The organism is Brevibacterium pigmentatum, assembly GCF_011617465.1.
GTDB lineage: Bacteria > Actinomycetota > Actinomycetes > Actinomycetales > Brevibacteriaceae > Brevibacterium > Brevibacterium pigmentatum.
Map to the genome: position 1 here is coordinate 1,541,640 of NZ_CP050153.1, position 24,280 is coordinate 1,565,919.

The following is a 24,280-nucleotide window of genomic DNA, read 5'->3' on the forward strand; positions in this document are numbered from 1 at the left end:
CTGACCGGGGGCACCGTCTATTCATGGCGGCGGTCTCCCGGAAGATGCCGACAAGTCAGTTTGTACATCTGCTGAAGTTTCGGTCATTAAGTTCACAGTTTTGGACGTACTTTTTTGGTAGTTCCTGAGTGCGGCCCGTAACCTTATCGTGACTTAGGTCATCAACTTGTGACATTGATCCCTCAGAACAGAGAGACAACAACTTATGCAGAAGAAACTCGTGCAGAGTTCGCTGGCGCTGGCAGCAGCGACAGCACTCGGCCTCGGCGGCGCGTTCGTCGCGGGGCCCGCAGCGGCCGATTCACCGAAGACGCTTAAAGTCCAGACCGAGGCGCAGATGCAAGAGGCCGGGGGCACGTATCTTGCTGGTGACGACGGGAAGCTTCCTGAGGAAATTGGGCAGATCGGGTTCAAGGCGAACACTCTCCATATTGGAGCTGTCGAGAAGACCGCCGCTGTCGAAGAGCTGGCCAAGAAATACGACAACGTTGAGGTGCAGATCGGTCCGGAGTATGCGTCGTTTGAGGCGCAAGGGAAGAAGGACCTTGTCGGCGGTGCTGGTTATATCACCAAAGCTCCTCATGGACCCGATGGTTCGGGCGGAACATGTTCGACCGGATTCGCTGGCTGGGATAGCAGTGGCAATCAGGTAGTTATCACCGCCGGCCACTGTGCAGAAGAACTCGAAGAAGACGGCACCAGCTTGGGCACTGCACCTCTCTGGGACATGGAATTGCCTTCTAGCGCCAAAGCGGCCGGTGCAGAGCAGTCCATGCTTGCTGGTGTTGGGGCGCCCGGCAGCTGGGGTAAGCACCAGTTTGGTTATGTATCTGATGCCGATACGCCTCCCGCTGGAAGTGAAGCGGAGGCCATCGATATCGCTAGCATCAATGTTGCGAGTGGTTTCACCACAAAATCTGAGGTCACTACCTGGGATAGCTCAGCGATCGAAGCCGAAGACCTCTCGTTGAAGACGGTCCCTGTCAACAAAGTCGGGAACCCTACCAGGGGTGCAGCAGTTACCAAGTCGGGGCGGACCACTGGGGTTACTCAAGGAACCGTTGCTCCTGCAGAGGGCGAGCTGGATTACGCAAACGTCAGTGGTCATCTCGTTCATGGCATGAAGGTAATTCCTGACGGGGGGGCCTTCTCAGCTCCCGGCGATTCGGGCGGAGCTGTCTATTAGGGTGAAACGGCCGTAGGCGTCATCTCGGGCGGAAATGGCTCGGTTAGCTGGGTCTCCGACCTCAAGTACTCGCTTGATCAGGCTGGTATCGATTTCCAGCTGACCAAGCCGGATGACGGCGGCGACGACGCTGGCAAGGATGCAGATGCCGGTGCTGAAGCCGACGCCGGTGCTGAGGCCGATGGTGGTTCGGCGGCTGAGGGTGCCGGGGCTGAGAAGGACGGTTCGGCCGCTGCTAACGGCGAGGACGCGGACGCTTCCGCGGGTGCGGAGGGTGACGACGCAAACGCATCCGATAACGCCGACGCAGAAGCAAAGGAAGCTGACGCCGACGCTAAGGGTGACGACGCAAACGCATCTGACGACGCTGACAGCAAGGATGCAGATGCTTCGACCGCTGCCGATGGCGATGACGCAGACGCTTCGTCTGCCGCAGACGGCAAGGATGACGAAGCCGATTCCGACGCAGACGGTGATGAGAAGCCTGAAGCCCCGAAGGTCGGAGACCAGACCGTCGTTGAAGGTGGAAAGATCACCGGCAAGGCTGCTCCGAACGCTGAAGTGAAGCTGACCTGGAAGCCCGCTGGCGATGCCCAGGCAGGTTCCGCTCAGGCTGCACCGGCTGAGGGCGCCACGAGCGTGAAGACCGATGCTGACGGTAACTTCTCTGCCGAAGCTCCGGGCGAAGCTGGCGACTACGCCTACTCCGCCACGGTTACCGCTAACGGACAGACCTCGGAAGCAGCCAACTTCATGGTGACTGTCCAGGCTGCAGAGGCCGAGCGCAAGCTGACCGTCGAGCCGAAGGAAATCGCTGCTTCGGACTTCGTGAAGGAAGACAAGGGCGTTCAGATCACGGCTGAAGGCTTCGACGAGGGCGAGAAGGTCTCCCTCGAGGTTGTTGCCGGTCCCGAAAACGTCGAGGGCATCACCCTCGAAGAGACCGCCAACGCTGACGGAGTCGTCGGATTCTCGATCTACGGCACCAGCGCCTCGAACCCCGAGGCCTACCTCGGTAAGTACGACGTCGAGGTCACCGGCGCCAACGACACCGAAGAGGAAGAAGCCCTTACCGGCTCCTTCCAGGTTGTTGCTGACGAAGACGGCAACGGCGGCGGCGACGATGGTGACGACAACGGCAACGATGATGGAAACGGTGACGGCGGCGGATCTGATCTGCCTCGAACCGGTGCCGAGCTGACCGGCCTGGCTGCCGGAGCCGGACTGCTCCTCGTCGGTGGAGCCGCTGTTGTTCTGACCATGCGTCGCAAGAAGAACAACTGAAACACACTCTGACAGTCACTCGTTGACCGACTGAGAGAAAGTGCCCCTGGTCTCAAGACCGGGGGCACTTTCGTATCCTAGGAAGTAGGCGCGCCCGACGAAGGAGTCCAGCCATGATCCTTGAAGACGATCCCTTTGAATACCAAGTGACCAAATCCGGGGTCCTCCTCATCCGCCGAGGCGGCCGAACCATCATGGAACTTGGCGGAAAGAAGGCTGCCGCACTCATCCCGAAACTCGGGCGAGATGACAACGCCGATCAGCAGCTGTTGGCCCGGGCGACAGGAAACTATCGCCATGGCAACGAGCGGCAGTCCGGACAGCACTGACGCTGGCTGGACGTTCGATCAGGTGTTGGTAGTGTATGTGACATGAGTCAATCGACCGTCAGTGAATTCTCCCGGGCTACCGCAGTCACCCGTCAAGGCGACCACAACTTCACCGCCGAACTCGACGCCGGCTGGAAAGTCGCCGGAGCCGTCAACGGCGGCTATCTCCTCGGCGTCGCGGGCCAGGCTCTTCGCACCGTCAATCCGAGTACTCCGGACCCCCTCGTCATCTCCACCTTCTATCTCGGACCGAGCACAGAAGGTCCGGTCGACATCACTACGCGCACACTGCGCGAAGGTCGATCGACGGCGAGCTACGGCATCGAACTCTCCCAGAACGGGGCACCGACGATCTCGGCGATGGCCACGATGGGCAACCTCGGCGAGCTTCCTGGTGATGTCGGTACGACAGCCACGCCGCCTCAGCTGCCCCCACCGGAAGAATGCATTAGTGTCGCCGAAGCCAGCGCGGACTTCAAGAAGGCGGCGCCGCTCATCGAACGGTTCGATATGCGCCTCGATCCGGCCACCGCAGGATTCGCGGTCGGCAAACCCAGCGGTCGCGGGGTGTTGCAGGGCTGGATTCGGTTCATCGACGGGACCGATCCGGACCCTCTGTCTCTGCTGACGTTCCTCGACTCGTTCCCGCCGGTGATGTTCGACCTTGGTCGCTTCAACTGGGCGCCGACGATGGAACTGACCGCGCACGTCCGGGCTCTGCCCGCCCCCGGCTGGATCAGCGCACGACTGTCCACTCGGAACATCGCCGGCGGAATGTTCGAAGAGGACTGCGAGCTGTGGGACTCGGCCGGTCGCCTCGTCGCTCAGTCGCGTCAGTTGGCCCGGCAACCTCGCGGATGAAACGAGGATGACGGCAGGTAACCGACGATGACGCTCACAGCGAGTCATGTCAGTGTCGTGTTCTAGAGTCGGGGCAATATCTATCCGACTGCGAAAGGACCGCGCTCATGGCGTCGCTGGCATCTTTGAGCATGACCTTCGACTGCCTCGATGTGGAAGCGCAATCGATCTTCTGGGCGGAACTCCTGGGTGCCGACATCGATCCTGGCGCCAATGAGTTCGTCGCCAGTATCGGGGGAGTCCACAACAGCGAGTCGCCGACCCCGGGAATGCTCTTCCTCAAGGTCGACGAACGTGCCGAGGGGAAGAATCCGCTGCACATCGACCTTGACGATCCGCAGTATCCGGCTGATGTCGACCGTGCGGTCTCCCTGGGCGCACACAAGCTCGCGTCCTTTGACGAATACGGGATCGAGTGGACGACCCTGAAAGATCCCGAAGGAAACCTCTTCGACATTGGCCGGCGAAAACTAGACTGAGCCTCACACGCCTGGTTTGCACATCAGGCCGTCTGCATGATCAGAGAGGCTCAGCATGACCCTGCCATTGACCGATCCGAGCAATGCCCCGAACGAACGACGTGGGCTCGAAGATTTCGTCGAGTACTTTCGACAGGTGGTCAGACGCAAGGTCGATGGGCTGACGCCGGAACAGCTCAACCACACCGTCGCTTCATCGTCGCTGACGATCGGTGGCATCCTTCGCCATCTCACACTCGTCGAGGAGAGCTGGTTCGTCGAAGTGCTGCAAGGCAGGGAGTTGGGGGAGCCGTGGTCGAGCGTCGACTGGAACAGCGACCGCGATTGGGATTTCGAATCCGCTTCAGGGATGACCGCAGACGAGCTGCTGGCTGCCCACGAGCAGGCATGTGAGAAATCCCGTGCGATCCTCGCCGAGGTGACCGACCTGGACACCCTCACCGAGCGTGGAGACAGCAGCGGAGAGAAGTTCAACGTCCGGTGGATCCTCATCCACCTCATTGAGGAATATGCCCGGCATGCCGGTCACGCGGACATCCTCCGCGAAGACATCGACGGTGAGATCGGCGACTGAGTCGCACGGCGGCAGCTGCGGGTCGATCAAATAGGGTGGATGATATGACGCACACCCCGCCGACCGATACCGACACTGCGCCGAAGCGCTCCAAAGCGCTCCTTCCGCTCGACCTGATCCGCGGATTCCTCATCGGGAGCGCCGAACTCGTTCCCGGGGTCTCCGGCGGAACCATCGCCTTGGTCACCGGAGTCTACGACCAGCTCATCGACTCCGCAGCCCACGTCGTTTCGGCGGCGAAGACCTTGGTGACGGGACCGAACCGTGTTGCGGGAGCACTGGCGGAACTGCGGCGCACCGACTGGTTCCTCGTCATCCCGGTTCTCTTGGGGATGGCAGCGGCCGTCTTCACCATCGCCGGTGTCATGGAATCCTTCGTCACGGGCAACCCTGAGCTCTCCCGCGGGCTGTTCTTCGGCCTCGTCGCCGCGAGCATCGCGGTGCCATTGAGGATGTTGCCGGCCCGTTCCTTACGGCAGCCCGTGCTCCTCGGCGTTCTGGCCTTCATTGCCGCTGCTGCCCTCGCATTCTGGATGACGAGTCTGGCCGGTGGGGCCGATGTGGAGAACCCACCTCTGATCGCCGTCTTCTTCGTCGCGTCGATCGCCATCTGCGCACTCGTCGTTCCCGGAGTGTCCGGATCGTTCTTCCTGCTGGCAGTGGGTATGTACTCGACCACTCTGCGGGCCGTCGACTCCCGCGATTTCGGGTACCTCGGAATCTTCATGCTCGGCGCGATCCTCGGCCTGGCGGTCTTCGTCAACATTCTCAAATACTTCCTGCACAACCACCGGTGGTGGACCCTCATCGTCATGGCAGGACTGATGTTCGGTTCCCTCCGCGCGCTCTGGCCGTGGCAGTCATCTGCAGAGGTGGGCGCCGACGGCGAAGAACACGGAGCGGGCGGCCTGCTGGCCCCCGTCGATCCGGTACTCGGTCCGATCCTGCTCGCCTGCCTTGGGGCGGCCGTAGTCGTCATCCTCATCGTCGTCGAGGCGAAATTTGCGGCGTCGAAGGATCATGCGAAAGGCACCGATTCCTCCGAGGTGTGAGCGCAACCGAGTACGACGTGTGAGCGCAACCGAGTTTGTTCAAATTTCTCTCAAGGTCCATTCAGAAAACGGTCAGCGCCCACTAGGGTAAGAGAGTTGAATCACTTTCTTACTCGTTGATCAGTTCTCTGGAGACACATGCGCCTGCGCACCCTGACCTCGTCCTCACTCGCTCTCGCTCTCATCATCACCGGACCCACGGCCGCCTCCGCGACCGGCCTCGGCAGTGCCGACGCCCCCGCCGACTCTCAAGCGGCGAAGACCGGGGAACTGACTCTGTTGGCGACGACCGATGTTCACGGCAACGTCCTCAACTGGGACTACTTCGCGAACAAGCCCTATCCGGCAGGGGAGGAGCTGGGTATGACCCGCGCCTCGACGCTCATCAAGGGAATACGCGAAGACAAGGGGGCCGAGTCCGTGCTCCTCGTCGACAATGGCGACACCATCCAAGGCAACCCATTGGCCTACTACTACGCCAAGCAGGAGCCGATCACGACGAGCGGCCAAACGCACCCGCTGGCCAAGACCTACAATCATCTGGGGTACGACGCCCAGGTCGTCGGCAACCACGAGTTCAACTACGGCCTCGACCTGCTGTCCACCTACCGCGACCAAGTCGACTTCCCTCTGCTCGGCGCCAATGTCATCGACGATGCGGAAGGCCAGACCCATCTGGACCCGTACGCGCTGGTCGACAAGCAGGTCGATGGTGAGACGATCACCGTCGGCGTCCTCGGCGTGACGACTCCCGGCAGCCGAATCTGGGACAAGAACAACCTGTCCGGAAAGGTGCACTTCGACGATCCCGTGGAGACGGCGCAGAAGTATGTGCCGGAGATGAAGCAGAAGGGCGCCGACGTCATCGTCGTGCTCTCCCATTCGGGCAAAGATCCGAAAGGTCAGAGCTGGGATCCTGACCAGCTGCAGGAGAACGTCAGCATTTCGGTGGCGAAGGTGCCTGGAGTCGATGTCCTCGTTGCCGGCCATACTCATCAGAACGAACCCAGCCAAGTCGTCAACCGTGACGACGGCAGCCAAGTGCTCATCACTCAACCGAACTACTGGGCGCGTTCGGTCTCCGAGGTGGGACTGCCGATCAACCTCGACACCCATCACGTCGACTGGGGCGAGACCGAGCCGCACGCGGACGCTCTCGTCACCCAGGGCGACGTCGCTGAGGATCAGGAGATCAAGGATCTCGTCGAGGAGCAGCACCGGACCACAATCGACTACGTGAACACGAAGATCGGCTCGGTGACCGAAACGCTTTCGGCGAAGACTTCGTACTACGAGGACACTGCGATCCTCGACTTCATCTCGCACGTACAGACGGAGACGGTGGAAGAAGGTCTGCAGGGGACGGACTATGAGGACCTCCCCGTGATCTCGCAGGCATCGCCTTTCAGCCGCACGGCGGAGTTCCCCGCCGGGGACATCACGATCCGCGATGTGGCCGGGCTCTATGTCTATGACAACACCCTGGCAGGCGTCGAGATCAACGGCGCCCAACTGCGCGACTACCTCGAGTACTCGGCACGCTACTTCAAACAGACCGAAGAGGGCGCCGAATTCGACCCGGTCGACGGCACCAACGCGATCGACGAAGTCTTGGAATCTCCGATTCCGGATTACAACTATGACGCTCTTGCCGGAATCGACTACGACATCAATGTCTCCAAACCGACAGGTGAGAGGATCGAAAACCTCAAACAGGCCGACGGCAGCGAGGTCGGAGACGACGATCGCTTCATCCTCGCCATCAACAACTACCGCCAGTCCGGGGGAGGCGGCTACCCGGTCGACGGACTCAACGAGGTCTACAACGAACAGGTCGAGGTGCGCCAGGCACTCATCGACTGGGCTGAGGCGAAGCAGATCGTCGACCCAGCCGACTTCTTCGATGAGAATTGGCAGGTCGTCACCAGCAGCCGTGCACCCGGCGGAGACGACGATTCCAACGACAACGAGGATGCTGACACCTCCGGCGAAGCAACTGCAGAGGCAGACTCGAAGGGGCCCGATGGCGATGAGTCCGATGCTGGTGGAAGTTCCGACGCGGCGGGGTCCGGGAGTGCCGGAAACTCCGACGGAGGGGACGACACCGGAGAAGCAACATCCGAGGACGATGATTCGACGAACGGAGCTTCCGACGGCAGTGCATCGGACGGCAACGCTGACGACGGTGCAGCCGACGACTCGGCGGCCGGCGCAGGCGGCGGGGCTGATCTGCCGCGGACGGGTCTCGAGGTCGCCACAAGCGTCGGCATCGCAGCTGCCATCATCGCACTCGGTGCGGCCCTCGTAGTCTTCTCGCGCCGTCGTCGCCGTTGAGTGACCGGCGGAGGCCGGTGGGATGCGGCGGCCCGACGGTTCGTCGGATGACCGTTCCGCGTTCACCGGGTTTCCCTGAGCTCCGTCTCACGTAGAGTGAGGGTGACAGCAGTCAGCTCTGAAGAAGGAGAGAGTCAAGCATGGCCAACACAGCATTTCAGGGATCTCCGGTGAAGACCGTCGGCGAACTGCCAGCCAAGGGAGAGCAGTCCCCAGCTTTCAGCCTCGTCGGCAGCGACCTCGGTGATGTGAACTCACAGGACTACTCGGGCAAGCGCGTCGTGCTCAACATCTTCCCCAGCCTCGATACGGGCGTGTGCGCCGCCTCGGTGCGCAAGTTCAACGAACTCGCCGCCGGCCTGGAGAACACCACCGTTCTCTGCGTGTCCAACGACCTTCCGTTCGCTCAGGCCCGCTTCTGCGGTGCCGAGGGCATTGAGAACGTTGTGACGGCATCGGGATTCCGCAGCTCGTTCGGCAAAGACTTCGGCATGACTATGGTCGACGGCCCGCTCGCTGGTCTGCTCGCCCGGTCCGTTGTCGTCCTCGACGAGAAGGGCACCGTGACCTACACGCAGCTCGTTGACGAGATCACGACCGAACCCGACTACGACTCGGCAATCGCAGCTCTGGGAGCCTGATCTTTTCTTCGCGGGTCGACGCCTCGACCTGTGAATAATGAACCGGGTGGGACTCACACGAGTCCCAACCGGTTCCTCTTTGTACGCAATGAGCGCCGGTATGGGCCGGCGGCCCGGCTGCCGATAAGCAGCACATGCCGCCGTGCTCACATATCGACGACGGTGATCGGAAGGGCATAGTCGACACCGGCGAGTTCTCCACCATTCGTGGTGATGCCCGGAATCATGTCCTTCGGTGCCGGATGGTCGCTGAGCGCGTCCAAATAGACCTTGTGAGCTTCCAGGGACCGAACACCACGGTCGACGTGCGCAGCTGTGAGCGCCACGGCGTGCGTGGGCTGGGCACCGTTGATGAGTAGCCGATCGGCCTTCCACGCTTCGAGGCCCTCGTCCTTGAGGTCGGCGAAGACCCAGGGATTGTCGGCATCGCGGATCGCATCGACGGTGGCAATGCCGGCATGGCGATGGTCGACATGGTTGAGGCCCCACTGCACCTGGAGGTCGAAGGTCGTGACGACAACTGCGTTCGGTCGGAACTCGCGGATCTTCCTGGCAATCGCTCGGCGGAGCTCATGCGTGGGTTCCAGGAGGCCATCCTGGAAATCGAGGATTTCAAGATCGTCGACGCCGACGATATTGCATGCCCGACGCTGTTCCTCGGCGCGCAGCGGTGCCACTTCTTCCGGGCTCATATCCCGGATTCCCGCCTCCCCACGGGTGAGCAGGAGATAGGCGACTTCCTTGCCCTCATCGGTCCATTTCGACACTGCGGCCGAGCCGCCGTATTCCATATCGTCGGGGTGGGCGACCACGCAGAGTACACGGTCGATATCAGAGTCATCGAGAAGCGGGATCTCAGTCATGTCTCCAGGCTAGGCGGCGGCTCTCAGTTGCGCTAGGGAGCGGGGAGGATCAGAAGATTGGGTACGATATGGAAGACCCACCGATCGAGTGAAGGCAGGCAACGATGAAGAGACCACTCGTGGCCGTGGCTTTGGTTCTGGGGCTGGCCCTCTCCGGATGTTCGGCCTTCCGGGTCAGCAGCTCCGATGAAGCCGGTTCGAAGCCTGCGAACGTGGGTATCGGCGACGGGCAGTCTCCTTCGCCGACAGCAACCGGTCCGACGGTTCCCGACGGCATGAGTGAGACCACTGTTGACCTGGGTGGACAATGTCCCGTCGAAGTCAGCCTGGCGTTGAGTGCCGACTGGGCGGATGGGTCCGGATACGACGGATATCGGCTCTATGAATCCGCTTCCGGTGCGATCATCACCGTCAACTGTCTCGATGACGACGAATCTTCACCACAGGCATTGGTGGACAAAGCGCGGGAGCGGATGTTCAGCACTTCGGGATCCTCACTGGGAAATGAGTCCACAGGATCACTCAGCGGGGGAGAGTACTGGTCCTTCCACGGAACGCTGGCCCCCGACGATATGCGCGCCGTCGACAAGGAGGAGTCAGTGATCTTCGGCGTCGTAGCCGGAGTGTCCGTCGACGGTCGTCTATTCAAGATCAGCGTCGACATGCTCGCACAAGCCGATGACACCGAGGCGCGGGACCAGTTCCGACAGATGCTGCCGACGGTCCGCCTCGGCGATCAGGTGCTCACAGCTCCGGACTTGCGCTGAGGCTGTTGACCGCCTGACATGCGTTTGAGCAGTTCGCGGGCCGCTATCCTTCCCGCTCTGGTGGCGCCGACCGTGGAACTGGCCGATCCGTAGCCGACGAGGAACAGACGTGGGTCGTCTTTGACCGCGACTTCGGTCTCCATGGAGATTCCGCCATCCGGTGTGCGCAGACGTAAGGGCGCGAGGTGTTTGAGCGCTGCTCGGAACCCGGTGTTCCAGAAGATCACGTCGACCTCTTCGACTCGTGATTCGGCGAACGGCGCCCACGACTCGGGTACTGCCAGATGGTCGGTGGCAGATGGGCCCAGGCCTTCTGCCGTGGTCGGCAGTTCGCTGTCGCCGAGCCCGGGGAAGTGGACACTGTGGGGAAGGATGCGGTCGAACATTCCTCGAGAGATCAGAACTCCTGAGTCGATTCCGTCTCGGAACTCTCTGCGGATCGGCAGCCCCGTGGTTCGGACGACGCTGGCGGGAGCCAGACCGGACAGAGTTCGTTCGCGCACGGCGCGTTCGACTTCGAGACCCCATTGGCCGTCGAATTCTCTGGACGTGAAGTTCGGGGGACGGCGTGTGGCCCAGAGCGTGTCGGTCACCTCGGCGAGTTCGAGGAGGAACTGTGTGGCGGAGATTCCGCCGCCGACGACGAGCGTGCGCAGTCCGCGGAAGTCCTCGACGTCGCGGAAGTTCACGGTATGCAGCTGGTGGCCTTCGAAGTCGGCGATGCCGGGGATGAAGGGCACGTAGGGCTGAGTCCAAGTGCCGGTTGAGTTGATGAGGTAGTCGCAGGAGAGCGTCACCTGTTCGCCGTCGATCGTTGCGGTGATGGTGAACCGTCCCTGTCCTGGTTCTTCGGACCGGACGGTGTCGACTTCAGCCGGGCGGATGACACAGAGTTCGAGTTCGTGCTCGAAGCGGGAGTAGTAGTCGGAGACGACTTCGGAGGCGGGCACGTTCGGATCGGGACGGCCGAGAGGGAAACCGGGGAGGTCGGAGATATGGTTTGTCGTTCCCAGGGTCAATGAGTCCCACCGCTCACGCCAGGCTCCACCAGGTCCGTCTCCGGCATCGAGGATGATGAAGTCTTTGCCTGGTGCGAGGCCGTCGCGCCACAGGTAGTGGGCTGCGGACAGTCCGGCTTGGCCTGCCCCGATGATGACAACAGGCCAATGAGAATCGATCAGGAGCTCGTTGATTCGGCACACCATGGGGCCATTGTTTCAGGTTTCTCTCGTCACGGTCCCATCGATGGGATTGGAGCGATGTGCTGATCCGTTTCGGCAGTGAGCTAAGGCGTCATCGGGCAGATTGGGCGCAGTCGGGTCCACGAGGATTGGAATAGCAGTCTTCGTCGACGAGGTAGCGGTGATAGCGGTAGACTTCAATGCCGATATCGTTGCTGGCGACGTGAGCGAAACCATCGATAGGAAGCCAAGGGCCGCCGTCGACTGAGAACTCACCGCTGAATGTCGCGGTCATCGAGGCCGACACTTTGCCTGACTTTTGGTATTCGTGTCCGATCTGCGGGGTGCCGCCGGGCAGTGGTTTCGCGCCTTTTGCGGTGGTTGTCGTGCCTGAACCATCGCCGAAGTCCCAGTTGAATCGCTCGGGGGTGATTTTGACTTGGACCGCGTAGGTCAACAGGGTCATGTCGATATAGCTGACGTCGGTGTCGGTCCAGAAAGCTGCTGGTTTGCCGACGACAGCCCAGTCCTTTGGCCAGGCGTAGATTGTGGGTGCCGGAATGTCGAAGTTCTGGAACTGCGATTCCGGGATGCGGGTCGGGGGATCAGGTCGGGCAGGGGCCCCGCCACCGCCGCCGCCTCCACCACCTGGTCCGGGCTCGCTCACACACAGATAACCGACGTCTTCAGTCGGGCAGTCAGGCTGACCGCCGCCTCCTCCGCCGGCGCCACCTCCGCCCCCGGACCCACCGCCGCCGTTGCCGCCTCCACCAGAGCCGCCACCTCCGGAGCCTCCGCCGCCGGAGTCGCCCCCGCCAGGAGGTGGCTGGGGCGCTGGTGGTTTCACCGCTTCACACCCGCTTGTGTCGCCAATCGTGCAACCTGGTGCCGCCTCCGCAGGCGGAGGAAACATGAACAGGCAAAGAGCGACGATTGCAAAACAAAGAATACTGTGGGAAGTCCTATTTCCTAACAACGTCGTTCCCAGAGAGTTTGCTGGTCAACCTTCCAGCTTTCGTCATCTAGCTGAATAGTGTGTTGCATCGTCACTTTTCCATCAGGATTCAAAGTCGGAGTTTGGCCTGCCGGGGTCATTGACCACTTAGAGGTGTCAACACAAAAGTTCACTAGGACGGAGCCAGATCTCGCTGTCTCATCCAGGTTCGTGACTTCAAATACTTCGACCTTCAACGGTTCGATTTGCCCCTCAAAGGTAGCTTCATCGGAGGCTACTGATTTGGCTTCAGTCTGAATTGACTTAAGCGCATCGCCGGATGCGAACTTCGGAAAATCATCAGCTACCTCGGACTTCCCGGAATACGCTGCATTGATGGCCTGAATGAAGTCGTCGAACGCCAATAGCGCCCCCTCGACGGCCTTCTTCTCCTCTTTATCGAGGGTGAGGTCGGTTTCGTAGTCGGGGATGGCCACCTCGGCGGGGTTATCGGTCGACCCTGCGTCGGGCTGCTCTGCGGGCAGGGTCGACGTCGGCGCGGCTACCGGAGAATTGTCGGCACAGCCGACGACCGAGACCAAACTCAGCGCGGAGAAAACGGCAACGAATATTCGGGCAGGTCGACGATGCGGTCGGGACGATCCAGTTCTCATTCCACGCCTCTGTGGTCTGCAACTGCGGCGCGACCCCATCGGCCGACACCCGGATTCCCTACATTATTCGACAGGCACGCTTTTTAGAACAGGCGAAGTCGAATCTGTGGATAACTCACGTCCGAGTGCGTGGAAGCATGAAACTCTCGGCGACTATCGCTATTTGTTCGCGGCCTTTGCCGCCTTGGCCGCAGCCTTCTGCTGCTTTTTGAAGGCACGCACCTCTTGCAGAGTGACGTCATCGACGACGTCGGCGATCGAACGACGAGCGTCCGCTTCACCGTAGTCACCGGCGGCCTCCTGCCAGCCCTCAGCCTGGAGTTCGAACTGCTTGCCCAGCAGCGCCAGGAAGATCTTGGCCTTCTGATCACCGAAACCGGGTAGCTTCTTCAGCCTTTTGAGGACCTCGGCTCCACTCGGGTCACCATCAGTCCAGATCGCCTCGGGGTTACCGTCGTACTCGTCGACAATGGCCGCCGCCAGCTTCTGCACCCGGCCAGCCATGGACTTCGGAAACCGGTGCACCGCAGGGGTCTGCGCGAAGATGTCGAGGAAATCATCCGGGTTCATCTCGGCGATCTCGTCGATATCGAGCTTGCCCAGTCGATCTGCCAGCTTGGCCGGTCCGGCAAAGGCGCTCTCCATGGTCACCTGCTGGTCGAGCAGCATTCCGACGAGCAGAGCGAAGCGGTCTTCGGCCAAGAGTTCATCGGCCTTCGGATCTCCAGACAGGAACAGTGAAGTCATGACTCCATCTTCGCACGCCCGCCACTGCATTCCACTGCCGATATCATCGGGGGATGATCTGCCCCTGCTCCGGAATGACACCCGGTACCGACTATGACGACTGCTGCCGTCCGGCCCTCGACGGCGAATCGTGGCCCACAACCGCCGAGGCGCTCATGCGCTCCCGCTACACCGCCTTCGTCCGCGGCAACGAAGACCACCACCTCTTTCGCACGTGGCACGCCAAGACCCGACCCGACGACGTCGGCGTCGATGACGCCACCACCTGGCTCGGCCTCGAGATCGTGTCCACCACGGACGGGGGACCGGACGATGCCACGGGAACAGTGCACTTCCGTGCGCGATTCCGGGACCACCTCGGCGAACATGTCCTCGAAGAGAACTCCTCCTTCGTCCGCCGAGCCGGACGGTGGATGTACTTCGAAGCCCTCGATAACTGAGAACCAGCAACAGCTTCGAGAACCGATGACGGCTGTGCCTATACTGGTGGTCGGCGCATCCAACGCCCAGCCGAGGTCGTGTTCCCAGCACACCGACCGCATGGCGAAGGGGAGAGAATCCTCGGACGAAACCGGCACGGTGATTTCCTGACCAGGTTTCGTGCTGGGGGAGACTTGGTCGCCATAGGAAGCGACACCATGACCAAGGACAAGGATTTCAAGAAGCTCGTTCGCGCGCGGATGACCGAAACCGGTGAGAACTTCACCACGGCCCGCACCGCACTGCTCGCCGAGAACCAGAGCGCACAATCAGGCACCGATTCCAACATCGATCCGCAGATACTGCGGTTTCGGGCGAAGACACTGAGAACGTTCATGCCCGACGGTCGCATCGTCTCCGTTCCGACGAAACGACGCGCCCTCGTGCTCGTCCTCATCGAAGTTCTCGCCGCCCTCGACGCGGACCGGGTCTACGACGAGAAGCAGCTCAACGCCATCCTCGGGGAATTCCATCCTGACTTCGCTCTGCTGCGGCGTGAACTCATCGACTACCGCCTGCTCGAGCGCAATGCCCACACCGGTGAGTATTGGGTCAACCCGAACCCGCCTACCCACACCGGTTCACAAGCGCAGGAGATGGCGGGGCTCGAGGTATTTCTGCGCTGAACCGGCGACAGCGTATCCTTGAAGCTCGAACCACAAACGGGCAGACACGAGGAGCATCCATGGCCTACCACGCCGATTCGACCGATCTCGACGAAAAAGAGATTCTCAGCTGGGACATGTTCGGCCAATCGGCGCGTGAGATGGCGCAGACCATCGCGGATTCCGACTACGACCCCGAGATCGTCATCGCCGTGGCCCGCGGCGGACTGCTGCCCGCCGGAGCTCTGGCCTACGCCCTCGGGCTCAAGCTCTCCGACGCCATCAACGTCGAGTTCTACACCGACGTCCACGAGACCCTGCCCGACCCCATCCTGCTCGCCCCGATGCTCGACATCGAAGCGATCAAGGGCAAGAAGCTCCTCGTCGTCGACGATGTCGCCGATTCCGGCCGCACCCTGGCCCTCGTGCTCGAACTGCTGCGCAAACACGGCGCGGAAGCCCAGTCGGCCGTCATCTACGCGAAGTCCGCATCGATCATCGACCCGGACTTCGTGTGGAAGCGCACCGATCAGTGGATCGTCTTCCCTTGGTCGGCCGAGCCTCCGGTCGTTCCCAACAAGTAAGCTGACCGTATGGAGGAGGCACGGGACATCGCCGCCCCGTGCGGACGTGTGCGTGCCCAAGTCGTCGGCGACGTGATCCGCGCCCGAGGCATCCGCTACGCCCGCGCCCGCCGTTTCTTCCCTCCCGTCGATGAACCCCCTGTGGACTTCATCGACGGCGGTCAGCCCGGCCCGGCGAGCCCGCAGCTGCGCCGCGACCCGAACGCCGGAATGACCTTCGATCAGCTCGGCGGGCTCCCCATCAGCGAAGACTGTCTGCGCGTGAGCGTGACCATGCCGAAGGACACCACCACCGAGGCGGGGCTGCCCGTCCTCGTGTGGATCCACGGTGGAGCCTACGTCGCCGGGGCCGGAGATGCGGAGATCTACAACCCGCACGCCCTGGCCGCCGAGCAGAACATCATCGTCGTCTCCGTGACCTACCGACTCGGCGTCCTCGGCTACCTCGGCACCGGTCGAGCCGACCACCTCAACCTCGGAGTGCTCGACCAGATCTCCGCCCTGCGGTGGGTGCAGTCGAATATCTCCGCCTTCGGCGGCAACCCGGACAATGTTACGATCGCCGGCCAGAGCGCCGGGGCAGACGCCTGCGCTCACCTCATGATCGCCGAGGGCACCGAAGGACTCTTCCACCGGGTGCTCATGGCCTCAGCCCCTCTGGGACTGGCCGGCGGCACGGACGCGATGAACTGGGCGATGAACAGAGTCGCCCAGAAGATCGATCCGGCAGCCAGCGTCGACGACATCCTCCAGGCGCAGGAGGAAGTGCATAAAGCCGCCCTCGTCGGAGGACTGCATGCCGGAATGTGCTTCGGAGTCCGCTACGGCCAGTACCCCCTGCCAACACGATCAGAAGCCGCCGAGGCCTGGGCCGAAGTCGCCCCGAAATTCGACGTGCTCATGACCCGTACGGAACGCGAGATGGCGTTCTTCGCCGGCTTCGTTCCCGCGCTGCGCCGCCTCCATAATCGCACCCTGACCTCCCCGATGCTCGAATCCCTCATCTCAGGAATCACCTCGGCGGTCTATACCCGGGCCGGACGCGAATTTTACGACCGCCACCGAATGTCCGGCGGTCAAGGTGCCCGCCTGCTCATCGTCTCCCGCGGAGACGGCAGCTTCTTCGATGCCGCCCACTCCGGAGACCTGCCGCTGATCTTCCCTGGCGACATCTGGCACAGCTCCTTCCTCGACTATGGTTCGACCACCGATATCGCCGGTCCCGAACTGCGCCGGATCTGGGGCGAGTTCACAACTTCGGGCACCCTTCCGCGCGTGCGGGTGCCCGGACTCGTCGACATTCTGGGCTGACCGGTTCGACTGTTCGATCCCCACACGCGATTCCACTGCTGTCGTCTTTTCACAACCGCCGTGTCACCGGCGTGCACTACCGTTGGACCATGGACGCTCATCAGATCTCGGCAGCCCGTCTGATCTCGCAGGGACTCGTCGGGCCTCCACCCGAGTCACCGACAGGAACCGACCTCTCAACCGCCGGCGCAGTCGTCGAGCATCTCGGCTGCGTCCAAGCTCAAGCTCTCGGCGGTGCACTGGTTTCCATCGCCCTGCGCCTAGGACCGGATGTCACTGACGGTGTGGCGGCGGTCCGGGCCGCCATCGATTCTGGAGAGATCGTGCGTTCCTGGACCCAGCGCGGCACCATCCATCTGACCACGGCCAAGGACATCGGGTGGATCCTCGGCCTCACCGGGGCACGGATCATGAAAGCCACAGCCAAGCGGCGCGAGCATTTCGGCATCACCGACGCCATGCTCGATACTGCAGCGGAACTCGCCACAGCAGCCATCCGGGAACGGGGACCGCTGATGCGCGAAGAGCTGCTCGAAGCCTTCGCTCCCATCGGCGCCGGAGACGAATACGGCCACGCCCGGTACCTCATCACGTCCCTGGCGCTGCAGAACATCATCGTCCAAGCGCCCTTGATCGAGGGCAAAGATGACATGAAATACGTGCTCACCGCCGATTGGGTGCCCACACCCACGAACCTGGACGCCGAGGCGGCCGACCACGAATGGATGAGACGCTTCGTCACCAGCCACGGACCGGTGACACTCGACGACGCGACACGGTGGACCGGACTGCCGAAAACGCGGATGAGAAAGGCGATCCAAGCCGGAATCGACTCCGGAGAGATCGTGAGCACCGACATCGACGGCGTTGACTACGTGCACGCACCCGACCTGGAAGACCGACTGACCGAATGGGAGGCTGGGGCACGGGAGACCATGCTGTTGCCGGGTTTCGACGAGATGATCCTCGGATACAAGGACCGCAGCGCCACACTCGACCCCGCCCACGAAAAACTCGTTGTGCCCGGAGGCAACGGAATGTTCAAGAACACGGTGGTGACCGGCACCCGTGCACGAGCCACGTGGAAGCGATCACCCCGGAAGACCGGACCGCGAGTCCTTGTCGACACGTTCCCCGGGGAAACGGTCGATCTGAAGACCGTCGAATCGGTCAGCGCTACCCACCCGGCCTTCGCCTGAGAACGCAGACACGACCGACAATGGACGAACTCCTCCGGACGCGCACACCGATGGACGGCCAGGTTGAATCGGATGACCGACCGGCCCTGCCGCTGGGGAGACTCGCCGTTGGTATCATCCTCAACCCCAAACATCCGGCGACGCTGCGAGCGTACGCCGACCTCGTACCGGAACTGCGACTAACCGGCGCGCACTATCGAAGCATGACGACGAGTGTCGAACGTTCCGGTCGTTGGCAAGCCGAACAGCTCATCGAATGGGGAGCCGAGACCGTCATCATCCTCGGCGGAGACGGCACCATCCGTAGCGGCGCCCCAGTGCTCGCTGAGGCAGGAACGCTCACATTCCTCATCCCGACCGGGACCGCAAACGTGCTCAGCCGCCATATCGGCCTCCGCTCAATCCGGCACGCAATCGACCACTGCGTGCATACGGTGGCATCGATCATTCGAGGAGGTCCGAGGAACTCACGCGGCGTCCCGATCAGTACTGCGGAATTCCAACGGGCCGACGGCAGCCGGCAGTGCGCCGAGTTCATCAGCCTTGCAGGAATCGGGGGAGACGCCCGGGCGATCGCCCACCACCACTCCGCCCCCGGACTGCTCGGCTATGCGTGGGGCGCAGCCAGAGCCCTCTTCGCTGCGAACTTCACCGCGAGCACAGCGGACACTTTGAGTACGGGGGACACATCGAGAACAGGGGACACCTCGGGCGAAGAGTCGAGCGCCTCGGTGCCGGTGTGGTCGGTGATGGCGTCGAAGGTGGCCCGTCCCGCAGGACCCATCGCCGTGTTTCTTCAGGCACGAATCGATGCGGAGACCTTCTCCATGCTCACGGTCGGCCCACTCCCTGAACGACTCAGCGCCCGCTGCCGAGCATGGGCAGGAATCGCCGCAGCATGCCTGCAGGGCAGACCACAGGCGCACCCGCTCATGAACTATCGCAACACGACAGAAACCACGGTCTCGGTCGAATCACCGACGCCGGCACACCTCGACGGAGACCTCATCGGCGACTGCTTGGACCTGCGGGTGAACGCCGGAGGCAAAAGCCTGCTGGTGTCAGCGCCGACGACGTGAAGTGCCGAAGATGCCGCGCGCGATCTCGCGTGCGGCGGTCCGCGTGAACTGCTTGAACGCCGAGGACTTCACCACCTGGGTGAACAGGTTCTCATCATCCTTCTTCGCCGACTTCTTCCGGGAGCCACCGGACTCCTCCGGGAAGTCGATCTTGTCCGCAGAGCCCTCGCCGCCCCGACCGTCGGCGGGAGCATCGGCAGGTGCCGACCGCTGCTCCTCGGCGTGAGCTTCGGAGCCGCCTTCGAGACGTTTCGCGAGGATCTCGCGAGCAGATTCGTTGTCGATCGCGGTGCCGTACTTCTCGTGCTGGGACGAAGCCGCCACCGCCGCTTTGATCTCGTCCTCGCTCATCGGCCCCATCTTCGATTCCGGAGCCCGCATCCGCGTCGGCGCCACCGGAGTCGGAGCACCATCGGGATCCATGACGGTGACCACGGCTTCGCCGATGCCCAGCGATGTGAGCAGCTCTTCGAGGTCGTAGTCGGACTTCGGGAAGGTCTGCACAGTCGCCTTGAGTGCCTTGGCATCGTTGGGTGTATGTGCCCGCAGCTGGTGCTGAATGCGCGAACCCAACTGTGCGAGCACATCCTCAGGCACATCCTTCGGAGTCTGCGTGACGAAGAAGATGCCGACACCCTTCGACCGGATGAGTCGGACCGTCTGCGTCACCGACTGGAGGAAGGCCTTCGACGCACCGGCGAAGAGCAGATGAGCCTCATCGAAGAAGAACACGAGCGATGGCTTGTCGGGATCGCCGACCTCCGGCAGATCCTGGAACAGATCGGCCAGCAGCCACATGAGGAATGTGGAGAACAGCGCCGGCGACTGGCTGAGCTTCTGCAGCTCGAGCACGGAGACGATTCCCGCACCGCTGTCGTCGGTGCGCAGCAGATCAGCGGTGTCGAACTCCGGCTCACCGAAGAACACGTCACCGCCCTGGGCAGCGAGCTCGGAGATCTTGCGCAGGATGACTCCGACGGTGGCCTTCGACGCCCCGCCGATCCCCTCGAGGTCGGCCTTGCCCTCGTCGGAGGTGAGGAAGGTGAGAACAGCTTTGAGATCCGAGAGGTCGAGCAGCGCCAGTCCCGCCTGATCGGCATAGTGGAAGACCAGCGAGAGGACGGACTCCTGGGTGTCGTTGAGTTCGAGGACCTTTGACAGCAGGATCGGTCCGAACGACGTCACGGTCGCCCGCAGAGGTGTGCCCAGTCCCGAATCGCCGAGGGTGTAGAACTCCGTCGGATTGTCCTTGGGCTGCCAGTCCTGACCGGCCGCATCGAGGCGCTTGCGCAGCTTGTCGGATTCGACGCCGGCGGCGCCGATGCCGGAGAGATCGCCCTTGATATCAGCGGCGAAGACCGGCACTCCGGCCCGGGACAGCTGCTCGGCGAGTACCTGCAGGGTCACGGTCTTGCCGGTTCCCGTGGCACCGGCGACGAGACCGTGCCGGTTGAGCATGGACAACGGGATGGAGATCGGCGTCTCCTTCGAAGGTTCCTCCCCGTCGAGGGCGACCCCCAGGTCGAGAGTCTCCCCATCGAAGGTGTATCCGTCTTTGAGTGTCTGCAATGCCTGCTCAGTCATGAGTCAATCTTTACACAGCGGCACCGAGGTGGTGGACGAATTCTGCATGGATTCGTCCATCGGTGCCCAACTCCGGGTGGAAGCTGGCACCCCAGACCGCACCCTGCCGGACGAGGACGGGAGTGTCATCGTGTGAAGCGAGCACCTCGGTGTCGGGCCCGAGATCGAGGATCTGCGGAGCCCGAATGAACGTGCCCGCAACCGGTTCGTCCAGTCCCCGCACCGTCAACGGTGCAGTGAAGGACTCCCGCTGTCGACCGTAGGCGTTGCGGGCCACGGTGATATCGAGCCCGCCGAGGCGATCGTATCCACCCAGCGAATCGTCACTGAGCCGGTCCGCCAAGAGAATGAGTCCCGCACAGGTGCCGAAGACCGGCAGACCACCGGCCATGCGTTCGCGGAGAGTCGGGTAGAGATCCGTGCCGGCGGCGATGCGCACCATGGCCGTCGACTCTCCGCCGGGCAGGATGAGTGCATCGATGCCGGCGAGGTGGTCGGACCGGGTGACCTTGAGAGTGTCGACCCCCAGGGAACCGAGCATGAGCAGATGCTCACGGAAGGCTCCCTGGAGAGCGAGGACGCCGACTCTCACCAGCCGCGCTCGGCCAGGCGATGCGGGGCGGCGACATCGGCGACGTTGATGCCGACCATCGCATCGCCGAGTCCGCGGGATGCTCTGACCATGGCCTCCGGATCATCGAAGTGCGTGGTGGCTTCGACGATGGCCTTCGCGCGGGCCTCCGGGTTGCCGGACTTGAAGATTCCGGAGCCGACGAACACTCCGTCGGCGCCGAGCTGCATCATCATCGCCGCATCGGCCGGGGTGGCGATGCCGCCGGCGACGAAGGTCACGACGGGCAGGCGTCCGAGGCTGGCGACCTGCTTGACCAGGTGGTACGGGGCAGCGATCTCCTTGGCTGCGACGTAGAGCTCGTCTTCGCTCTTGGCTCCCAGTGCCCGGATCTCGGAGTTGATGGTGCGCAGATGGCGCATCGCCTCGGAGACGTCGCCGGTGCCTGCTTCGCCCTTCGAACGGATCATCGAGGCGCCTTCGGTGATGCGGCGAAGAGCCTCGCCGAGGTTGGTCGCACCACAGACGAACGGCACCTTGAAGACGGACTTGTCGATGTGGTTGACGTAGTCGGCGGGGGAGAGGACCTCGGATTCGTCGATGTAGTCGACGCCGAGGGTCTCAAGAATCTGTGCTTCGACGAAGTGTCCGATGCGGGCCTTGGCCATAACGGGGATGGATACGGCGCTGATGATCGAGTCGATGAGATCGGGATCGCTCATCCGGGCGACTCCGCCCTGGGCACGGATGTCGGCGGGGACGCGTTCGAGGGCCATCACGGCGGAGGCACCGGCCGCCTCGGCGATGCGTGCCTGCTCTTCGTTGACGACGTCCATGATGACGCCGCCCTTGAGCATCTGAGCCAGTCCGGTGTTGAGGAGGGTCTGTGTTTCGGTCATTGTGGTGCAAGTCCATTCACTGTCGCGGAGTCGATCCGGGCGACACCGAGTACAGCACAGAGCGATTTGGCTCTGCTGCCGGGTGTCGGAGGGATCATGGTTCTTCGGGGTGAACGGCCGTTCCAGACCAGCCTAAACCGAGAGGTGGCTCAACGAGAGGGCCAGATACCTAGGAGAATTTTAGGCCAGATGGACACGGTCGCACTATGATCGACTGATGGTTTCGAAGTCACGAGACGGTACCCAGGCTGAGGGAATCGCTCTGCCGGTGAACGTGGACAAGGGGCTGCCGACTCCGCTGCCGGATCAGCTCACTCAGGACCTGCGCCGTCTTATCTCGGAAGGGACCCTGCGCCCGGGGGATACAGTGCCCTCAAGCCGTCGACTGGCCAAACATCTCGGAATCTCACGCGGCAGCGTGGAGACAGCCTACGCGCAGCTCGTCGTAGAGGGATTCCTCATCACCGCCGAGCGCTCGGCGACGAGGATCAACCCCGACCTTCCCGCCGCTTCGACAACTGTGCGCCCGAAGAATCGAGTTCCGGATTCACCGAGGCGGCGCCTGCGCAACTATGTCGATCTGCGTCCGGGATTCGGCGGTGACGATCCACTGCGCGAACCGGCCTTTCGCCGGGCGTGGAGGGAATCACTCGACCTCGACCCGGGCCCGATCGACCCTTTGGGTCAACTTCGTGCTCGCTGGGCGATCGCGGACTACCTGCGACTGACTCGTGGGATGGCCGTCGACCCCGACGAAATCATCCTCACCAGCGGGTCTCGCGATGGCCTACGGCTGCTGCTGAGCATCGGCGTCAGCGGCTCCATCGCCGTGGAGAACCCGGGATTCCCGGGCCTGCGGCAGGCCATGAGCGGCTACCAACTCGTACCCCTCGACCTAGTCGATTCTTCATCGGCGCCGGCCGACGTCGGCGCGGCCGTTGTGACACCGAATCACCAGTTCCCACACGGAACACCGATGCCGGTCGACCAGCGCGCCCGACTGCTGGACTGGGCGGCCCGCGGCGATGCGATTCTCATCGAGGACGACTATGACAGCGAGGCCCGCTTCACCCGCACCGTGCTGCCGACCCTCTTCGACCTCGCATCGACGACCGGCAGCTCTGCTCAGGTCGTTCATATCGGCACCTTCTCCGCTCTGCTGACCTCGGCCGTATCGACCGGATACGTCATCGCTCGCGGACCGATCTCGGAGAGGCTCATGAGCATGCGCACGGCTCTCGGGCCCGCGTTCTCGCCGATTCTGCAGATGGCCATCGCCTCTTACCTGGGCTCCGGTGGGCTGCGCCGTCGCATCTCCCGGGGGCGGCGGCGACTCCGGGCCGCCGAGGAGGTCGTGGCTGAGATCGGCCCGATCCCCGGTCTCGTCCACGACGGCCGGACGCTCGTCATCGAGACGTCTCAGGTGCAGGCCGCGAGTCTGCTGCGTGATCTGGCCGACCGGGGCATCCTCGTTGCCTCATTGGCTCGCGGCTGGACCGGAGGCGATGAAGTCCGGCACGGACTCGTCATCGCCCATTCGAACGTCGAGGCCCCCGTGCTGCGGGAGGCCCTCGGCGAGGTGAAGACCTTGTTGAGTAGGATGCAGTCATGAGGAGTTCCGGATTTGCAGTCGACGGCATCATCAAGCTGCTGCTGGCCGTGGCCGGCTTCATCTTCCTCGGCGGGCTCGAGGACTTCTTCCTCGCCCCGCGCTGGCTGGTCATCACCGCTCTGGTGCTGCTCTTCCTCAGTGCCGCCACCCAGATCTCCTATGCCGTGGGCAAGGGGGAGAAGCGCTATCTGAAGTTCCCGATGGTCTTCGATGCACTCCTCATCGTCGCTGTCGTCGTCGGCCTCATCCTCGCCGCTGCGGGCAACCCCGCAGGCGCCTGGATTCTCTTCGGACTGGTGGGCGTGGGATCTTTGGGCATCGCCGTGGTCTTCACAACCGGCGAGAACGGCCCGTCCTTCAGCGAAGAAGAGTCGCAGAATCCCTGATCACCGCCGCACAACTTCCGTCGATCAAGCGTTGGCGCACATTTGCGGTCGTCTACGGCCACAT

Annotated in this window: 27 protein-coding genes; 19 read left to right on the forward strand and 8 right to left on the reverse strand. The window is 62.7% G+C overall.

Annotated elements, in window-relative coordinates:
- The first annotated feature begins 205 nt into the window (after positions 1-205).
- From GUY30_RS06960 to tpx, 10 genes are all read left to right on the forward strand, one after another.
- Positions 206-1,186, forward strand: a complete 981-nt coding sequence (locus GUY30_RS06960; protein WP_167195487.1) for a chymotrypsin family serine protease — start codon at positions 206-208, stop codon at positions 1,184-1,186.
- 145 nt (positions 1,187-1,331) lie between these two features.
- Complete coding sequence (locus GUY30_RS06965; RefSeq protein WP_167195490.1) at positions 1,332-1,751, forward strand: hypothetical protein; 420 nt, start codon at positions 1,332-1,334, stop codon at positions 1,749-1,751.
- Positions 1,748-2,470 carry an LPXTG cell wall anchor domain-containing protein gene (locus GUY30_RS06970; protein WP_167195493.1) on the forward strand — a complete coding sequence of 241 codons (723 nt, stop codon included), beginning with the start codon at positions 1,748-1,750 and terminating at the stop codon, positions 2,468-2,470. Before GUY30_RS06965 ends, GUY30_RS06970 begins: the two co-directional genes overlap by 4 nt.
- Before the next feature lie 113 nt (positions 2,471-2,583).
- Positions 2,584-2,799 carry a hypothetical protein gene (locus GUY30_RS06975; RefSeq protein ID WP_167195496.1) on the forward strand — a complete coding sequence of 72 codons (216 nt, stop codon included), beginning with the start codon at positions 2,584-2,586 and terminating at the stop codon, positions 2,797-2,799.
- 42 nt (positions 2,800-2,841) lie between these two features.
- Positions 2,842-3,660 (forward strand): thioesterase family protein, encoded by an 819-nt coding sequence (locus tag GUY30_RS06980; protein ID WP_167195498.1) that lies wholly within the window; start codon positions 2,842-2,844, stop codon positions 3,658-3,660.
- Between the two features lie 107 nt (positions 3,661-3,767).
- A complete protein-coding gene (locus GUY30_RS06985) occupies positions 3,768-4,139 on the forward strand; it encodes a VOC family protein (RefSeq protein ID WP_167195501.1) in 372 nt (123 codons plus the stop codon).
- 55 nt (positions 4,140-4,194) lie between these two features.
- A complete protein-coding gene (locus GUY30_RS06990) occupies positions 4,195-4,713 on the forward strand; it encodes a DinB family protein (protein WP_167195503.1) in 519 nt (172 codons plus the stop codon).
- A 44-nt stretch (positions 4,714-4,757) separates the two neighbouring features.
- The gene (locus tag GUY30_RS06995) at positions 4,758-5,765 is read left to right on the forward strand and encodes a DUF368 domain-containing protein (RefSeq protein ID WP_167195507.1); all 1,008 of its coding nucleotides are present in this window, start codon (positions 4,758-4,760) and stop codon (positions 5,763-5,765) included.
- A 138-nt stretch (positions 5,766-5,903) separates the two neighbouring features.
- Positions 5,904-8,099 (forward strand): bifunctional metallophosphatase/5'-nucleotidase, encoded by a 2,196-nt coding sequence (locus tag GUY30_RS07000; RefSeq protein WP_167195509.1) that lies wholly within the window; start codon positions 5,904-5,906, stop codon positions 8,097-8,099.
- 140 nt (positions 8,100-8,239) lie between these two features.
- Positions 8,240-8,740 carry a thiol peroxidase gene (gene tpx, locus GUY30_RS07005; RefSeq protein WP_167195512.1) on the forward strand — a complete coding sequence of 167 codons (501 nt, stop codon included), beginning with the start codon at positions 8,240-8,242 and terminating at the stop codon, positions 8,738-8,740.
- 146 nt (positions 8,741-8,886) lie between these two features.
- On the opposite strand, the gene GUY30_RS07010 is transcribed toward tpx, so the two are convergent.
- The gene (locus GUY30_RS07010; protein WP_167195515.1) at positions 8,887-9,603 is read right to left on the reverse strand and encodes a PIG-L deacetylase family protein; all 717 of its coding nucleotides are present in this window, start codon (positions 9,601-9,603) and stop codon (positions 8,887-8,889) included.
- Positions 9,604-9,707: 104 nt separating this feature from the next.
- Here GUY30_RS07010 and GUY30_RS07015 point away from each other — a divergent pair, with 104 nt between their 5' ends.
- On the forward strand, positions 9,708-10,370 hold the full coding sequence (locus tag GUY30_RS07015) for a hypothetical protein (RefSeq protein WP_167195518.1): 663 nt from the start codon (positions 9,708-9,710) through the stop codon (positions 10,368-10,370).
- Here GUY30_RS07015 and GUY30_RS07020 read toward each other — a convergent pair.
- From GUY30_RS07020 to GUY30_RS07040, 4 genes are all read right to left on the reverse strand, one after another.
- Positions 10,340-11,575 carry an NAD(P)-binding domain-containing protein gene (locus GUY30_RS07020; protein ID WP_167195521.1) on the reverse strand — a complete coding sequence of 412 codons (1,236 nt, stop codon included), beginning with the start codon at positions 11,573-11,575 and terminating at the stop codon, positions 10,340-10,342. The genes GUY30_RS07015 and GUY30_RS07020 overlap by 31 nt on opposite strands.
- An 88-nt stretch (positions 11,576-11,663) precedes the next feature.
- Entirely contained in the window at positions 11,664-12,218 is a 555-nt protein-coding gene (locus GUY30_RS07025; protein WP_167195524.1) for a hypothetical protein, read from the reverse strand.
- Between the two features lie 302 nt (positions 12,219-12,520).
- The gene (locus GUY30_RS07035; RefSeq protein WP_167195527.1) at positions 12,521-13,159 is read right to left on the reverse strand and encodes a hypothetical protein; all 639 of its coding nucleotides are present in this window, start codon (positions 13,157-13,159) and stop codon (positions 12,521-12,523) included.
- Between the two features lie 159 nt (positions 13,160-13,318).
- On the reverse strand, positions 13,319-13,906 hold the full coding sequence (locus tag GUY30_RS07040; RefSeq protein WP_167195530.1) for an HhH-GPD-type base excision DNA repair protein: 588 nt from the start codon (positions 13,904-13,906) through the stop codon (positions 13,319-13,321).
- Between the two features lie 53 nt (positions 13,907-13,959).
- Between GUY30_RS07040 and GUY30_RS07045 the strand changes: the two genes are divergently transcribed.
- From GUY30_RS07045 to GUY30_RS07070, 6 genes are all read left to right on the forward strand, one after another.
- The gene (locus tag GUY30_RS07045; RefSeq protein WP_228281788.1) at positions 13,960-14,346 is read left to right on the forward strand and encodes a YchJ family protein; all 387 of its coding nucleotides are present in this window, start codon (positions 13,960-13,962) and stop codon (positions 14,344-14,346) included.
- Positions 14,347-14,544: 198 nt separating this feature from the next.
- A complete protein-coding gene (locus tag GUY30_RS07050) occupies positions 14,545-15,012 on the forward strand; it encodes a DUF2087 domain-containing protein (protein WP_167195533.1) in 468 nt (155 codons plus the stop codon).
- Between the two features lie 59 nt (positions 15,013-15,071).
- A complete protein-coding gene (locus tag GUY30_RS07055) occupies positions 15,072-15,575 on the forward strand; it encodes a phosphoribosyltransferase (RefSeq protein ID WP_167195536.1) in 504 nt (167 codons plus the stop codon).
- A 9-nt stretch (positions 15,576-15,584) separates the two neighbouring features.
- Positions 15,585-16,886 carry a carboxylesterase family protein gene (locus GUY30_RS07060; RefSeq protein ID WP_167195539.1) on the forward strand — a complete coding sequence of 434 codons (1,302 nt, stop codon included), beginning with the start codon at positions 15,585-15,587 and terminating at the stop codon, positions 16,884-16,886.
- A gap of 89 nt (positions 16,887-16,975) precedes the next feature.
- Complete coding sequence (locus GUY30_RS07065) at positions 16,976-18,085, forward strand: winged helix DNA-binding domain-containing protein (protein WP_167195542.1); 1,110 nt, start codon at positions 16,976-16,978, stop codon at positions 18,083-18,085.
- A 50-nt stretch (positions 18,086-18,135) separates the two neighbouring features.
- The gene (locus tag GUY30_RS07070) at positions 18,136-19,164 is read left to right on the forward strand and encodes a diacylglycerol/lipid kinase family protein (RefSeq protein WP_228281869.1); all 1,029 of its coding nucleotides are present in this window, start codon (positions 18,136-18,138) and stop codon (positions 19,162-19,164) included.
- On the opposite strand, the gene GUY30_RS07075 is transcribed toward GUY30_RS07070, so the two are convergent.
- Genes GUY30_RS07075 through pdxS form a run of 3 tightly spaced genes read right to left on the reverse strand, consistent with a single transcriptional unit; the run spans position 19,147 to position 22,218 of the window.
- Positions 19,147-20,748, reverse strand: a complete 1,602-nt coding sequence (locus tag GUY30_RS07075; protein ID WP_167195548.1) for a helicase HerA-like domain-containing protein — start codon at positions 20,746-20,748, stop codon at positions 19,147-19,149. The two genes, GUY30_RS07070 and GUY30_RS07075, sit on opposite strands and share 18 nt — an antisense overlap.
- Before the next feature lie 10 nt (positions 20,749-20,758).
- A complete protein-coding gene (gene pdxT / locus GUY30_RS07080) occupies positions 20,759-21,340 on the reverse strand; it encodes a pyridoxal 5'-phosphate synthase glutaminase subunit PdxT (protein WP_323127778.1) in 582 nt (193 codons plus the stop codon).
- Complete coding sequence (gene pdxS, locus GUY30_RS07085) at positions 21,337-22,218, reverse strand: pyridoxal 5'-phosphate synthase lyase subunit PdxS (protein ID WP_167195551.1); 882 nt, start codon at positions 22,216-22,218, stop codon at positions 21,337-21,339. The genes pdxT and pdxS overlap by 4 nt, the downstream gene beginning before the upstream one ends.
- 217 nt (positions 22,219-22,435) lie before the next feature.
- Between pdxS and pdxR the strand changes: the two genes are divergently transcribed.
- On the forward strand, positions 22,436-23,830 hold the full coding sequence (gene pdxR / locus GUY30_RS07090; RefSeq protein WP_167195554.1) for a MocR-like pyridoxine biosynthesis transcription factor PdxR: 1,395 nt from the start codon (positions 22,436-22,438) through the stop codon (positions 23,828-23,830).
- Positions 23,827-24,216: a hypothetical protein gene (locus GUY30_RS07095; protein WP_167195557.1), complete on the forward strand. Its 390-nt coding sequence runs from the start codon at positions 23,827-23,829 to the stop codon at positions 24,214-24,216. Before pdxR ends, GUY30_RS07095 begins: the two co-directional genes overlap by 4 nt.
- Positions 24,217-24,280: the final 64 nt, after the last annotated feature.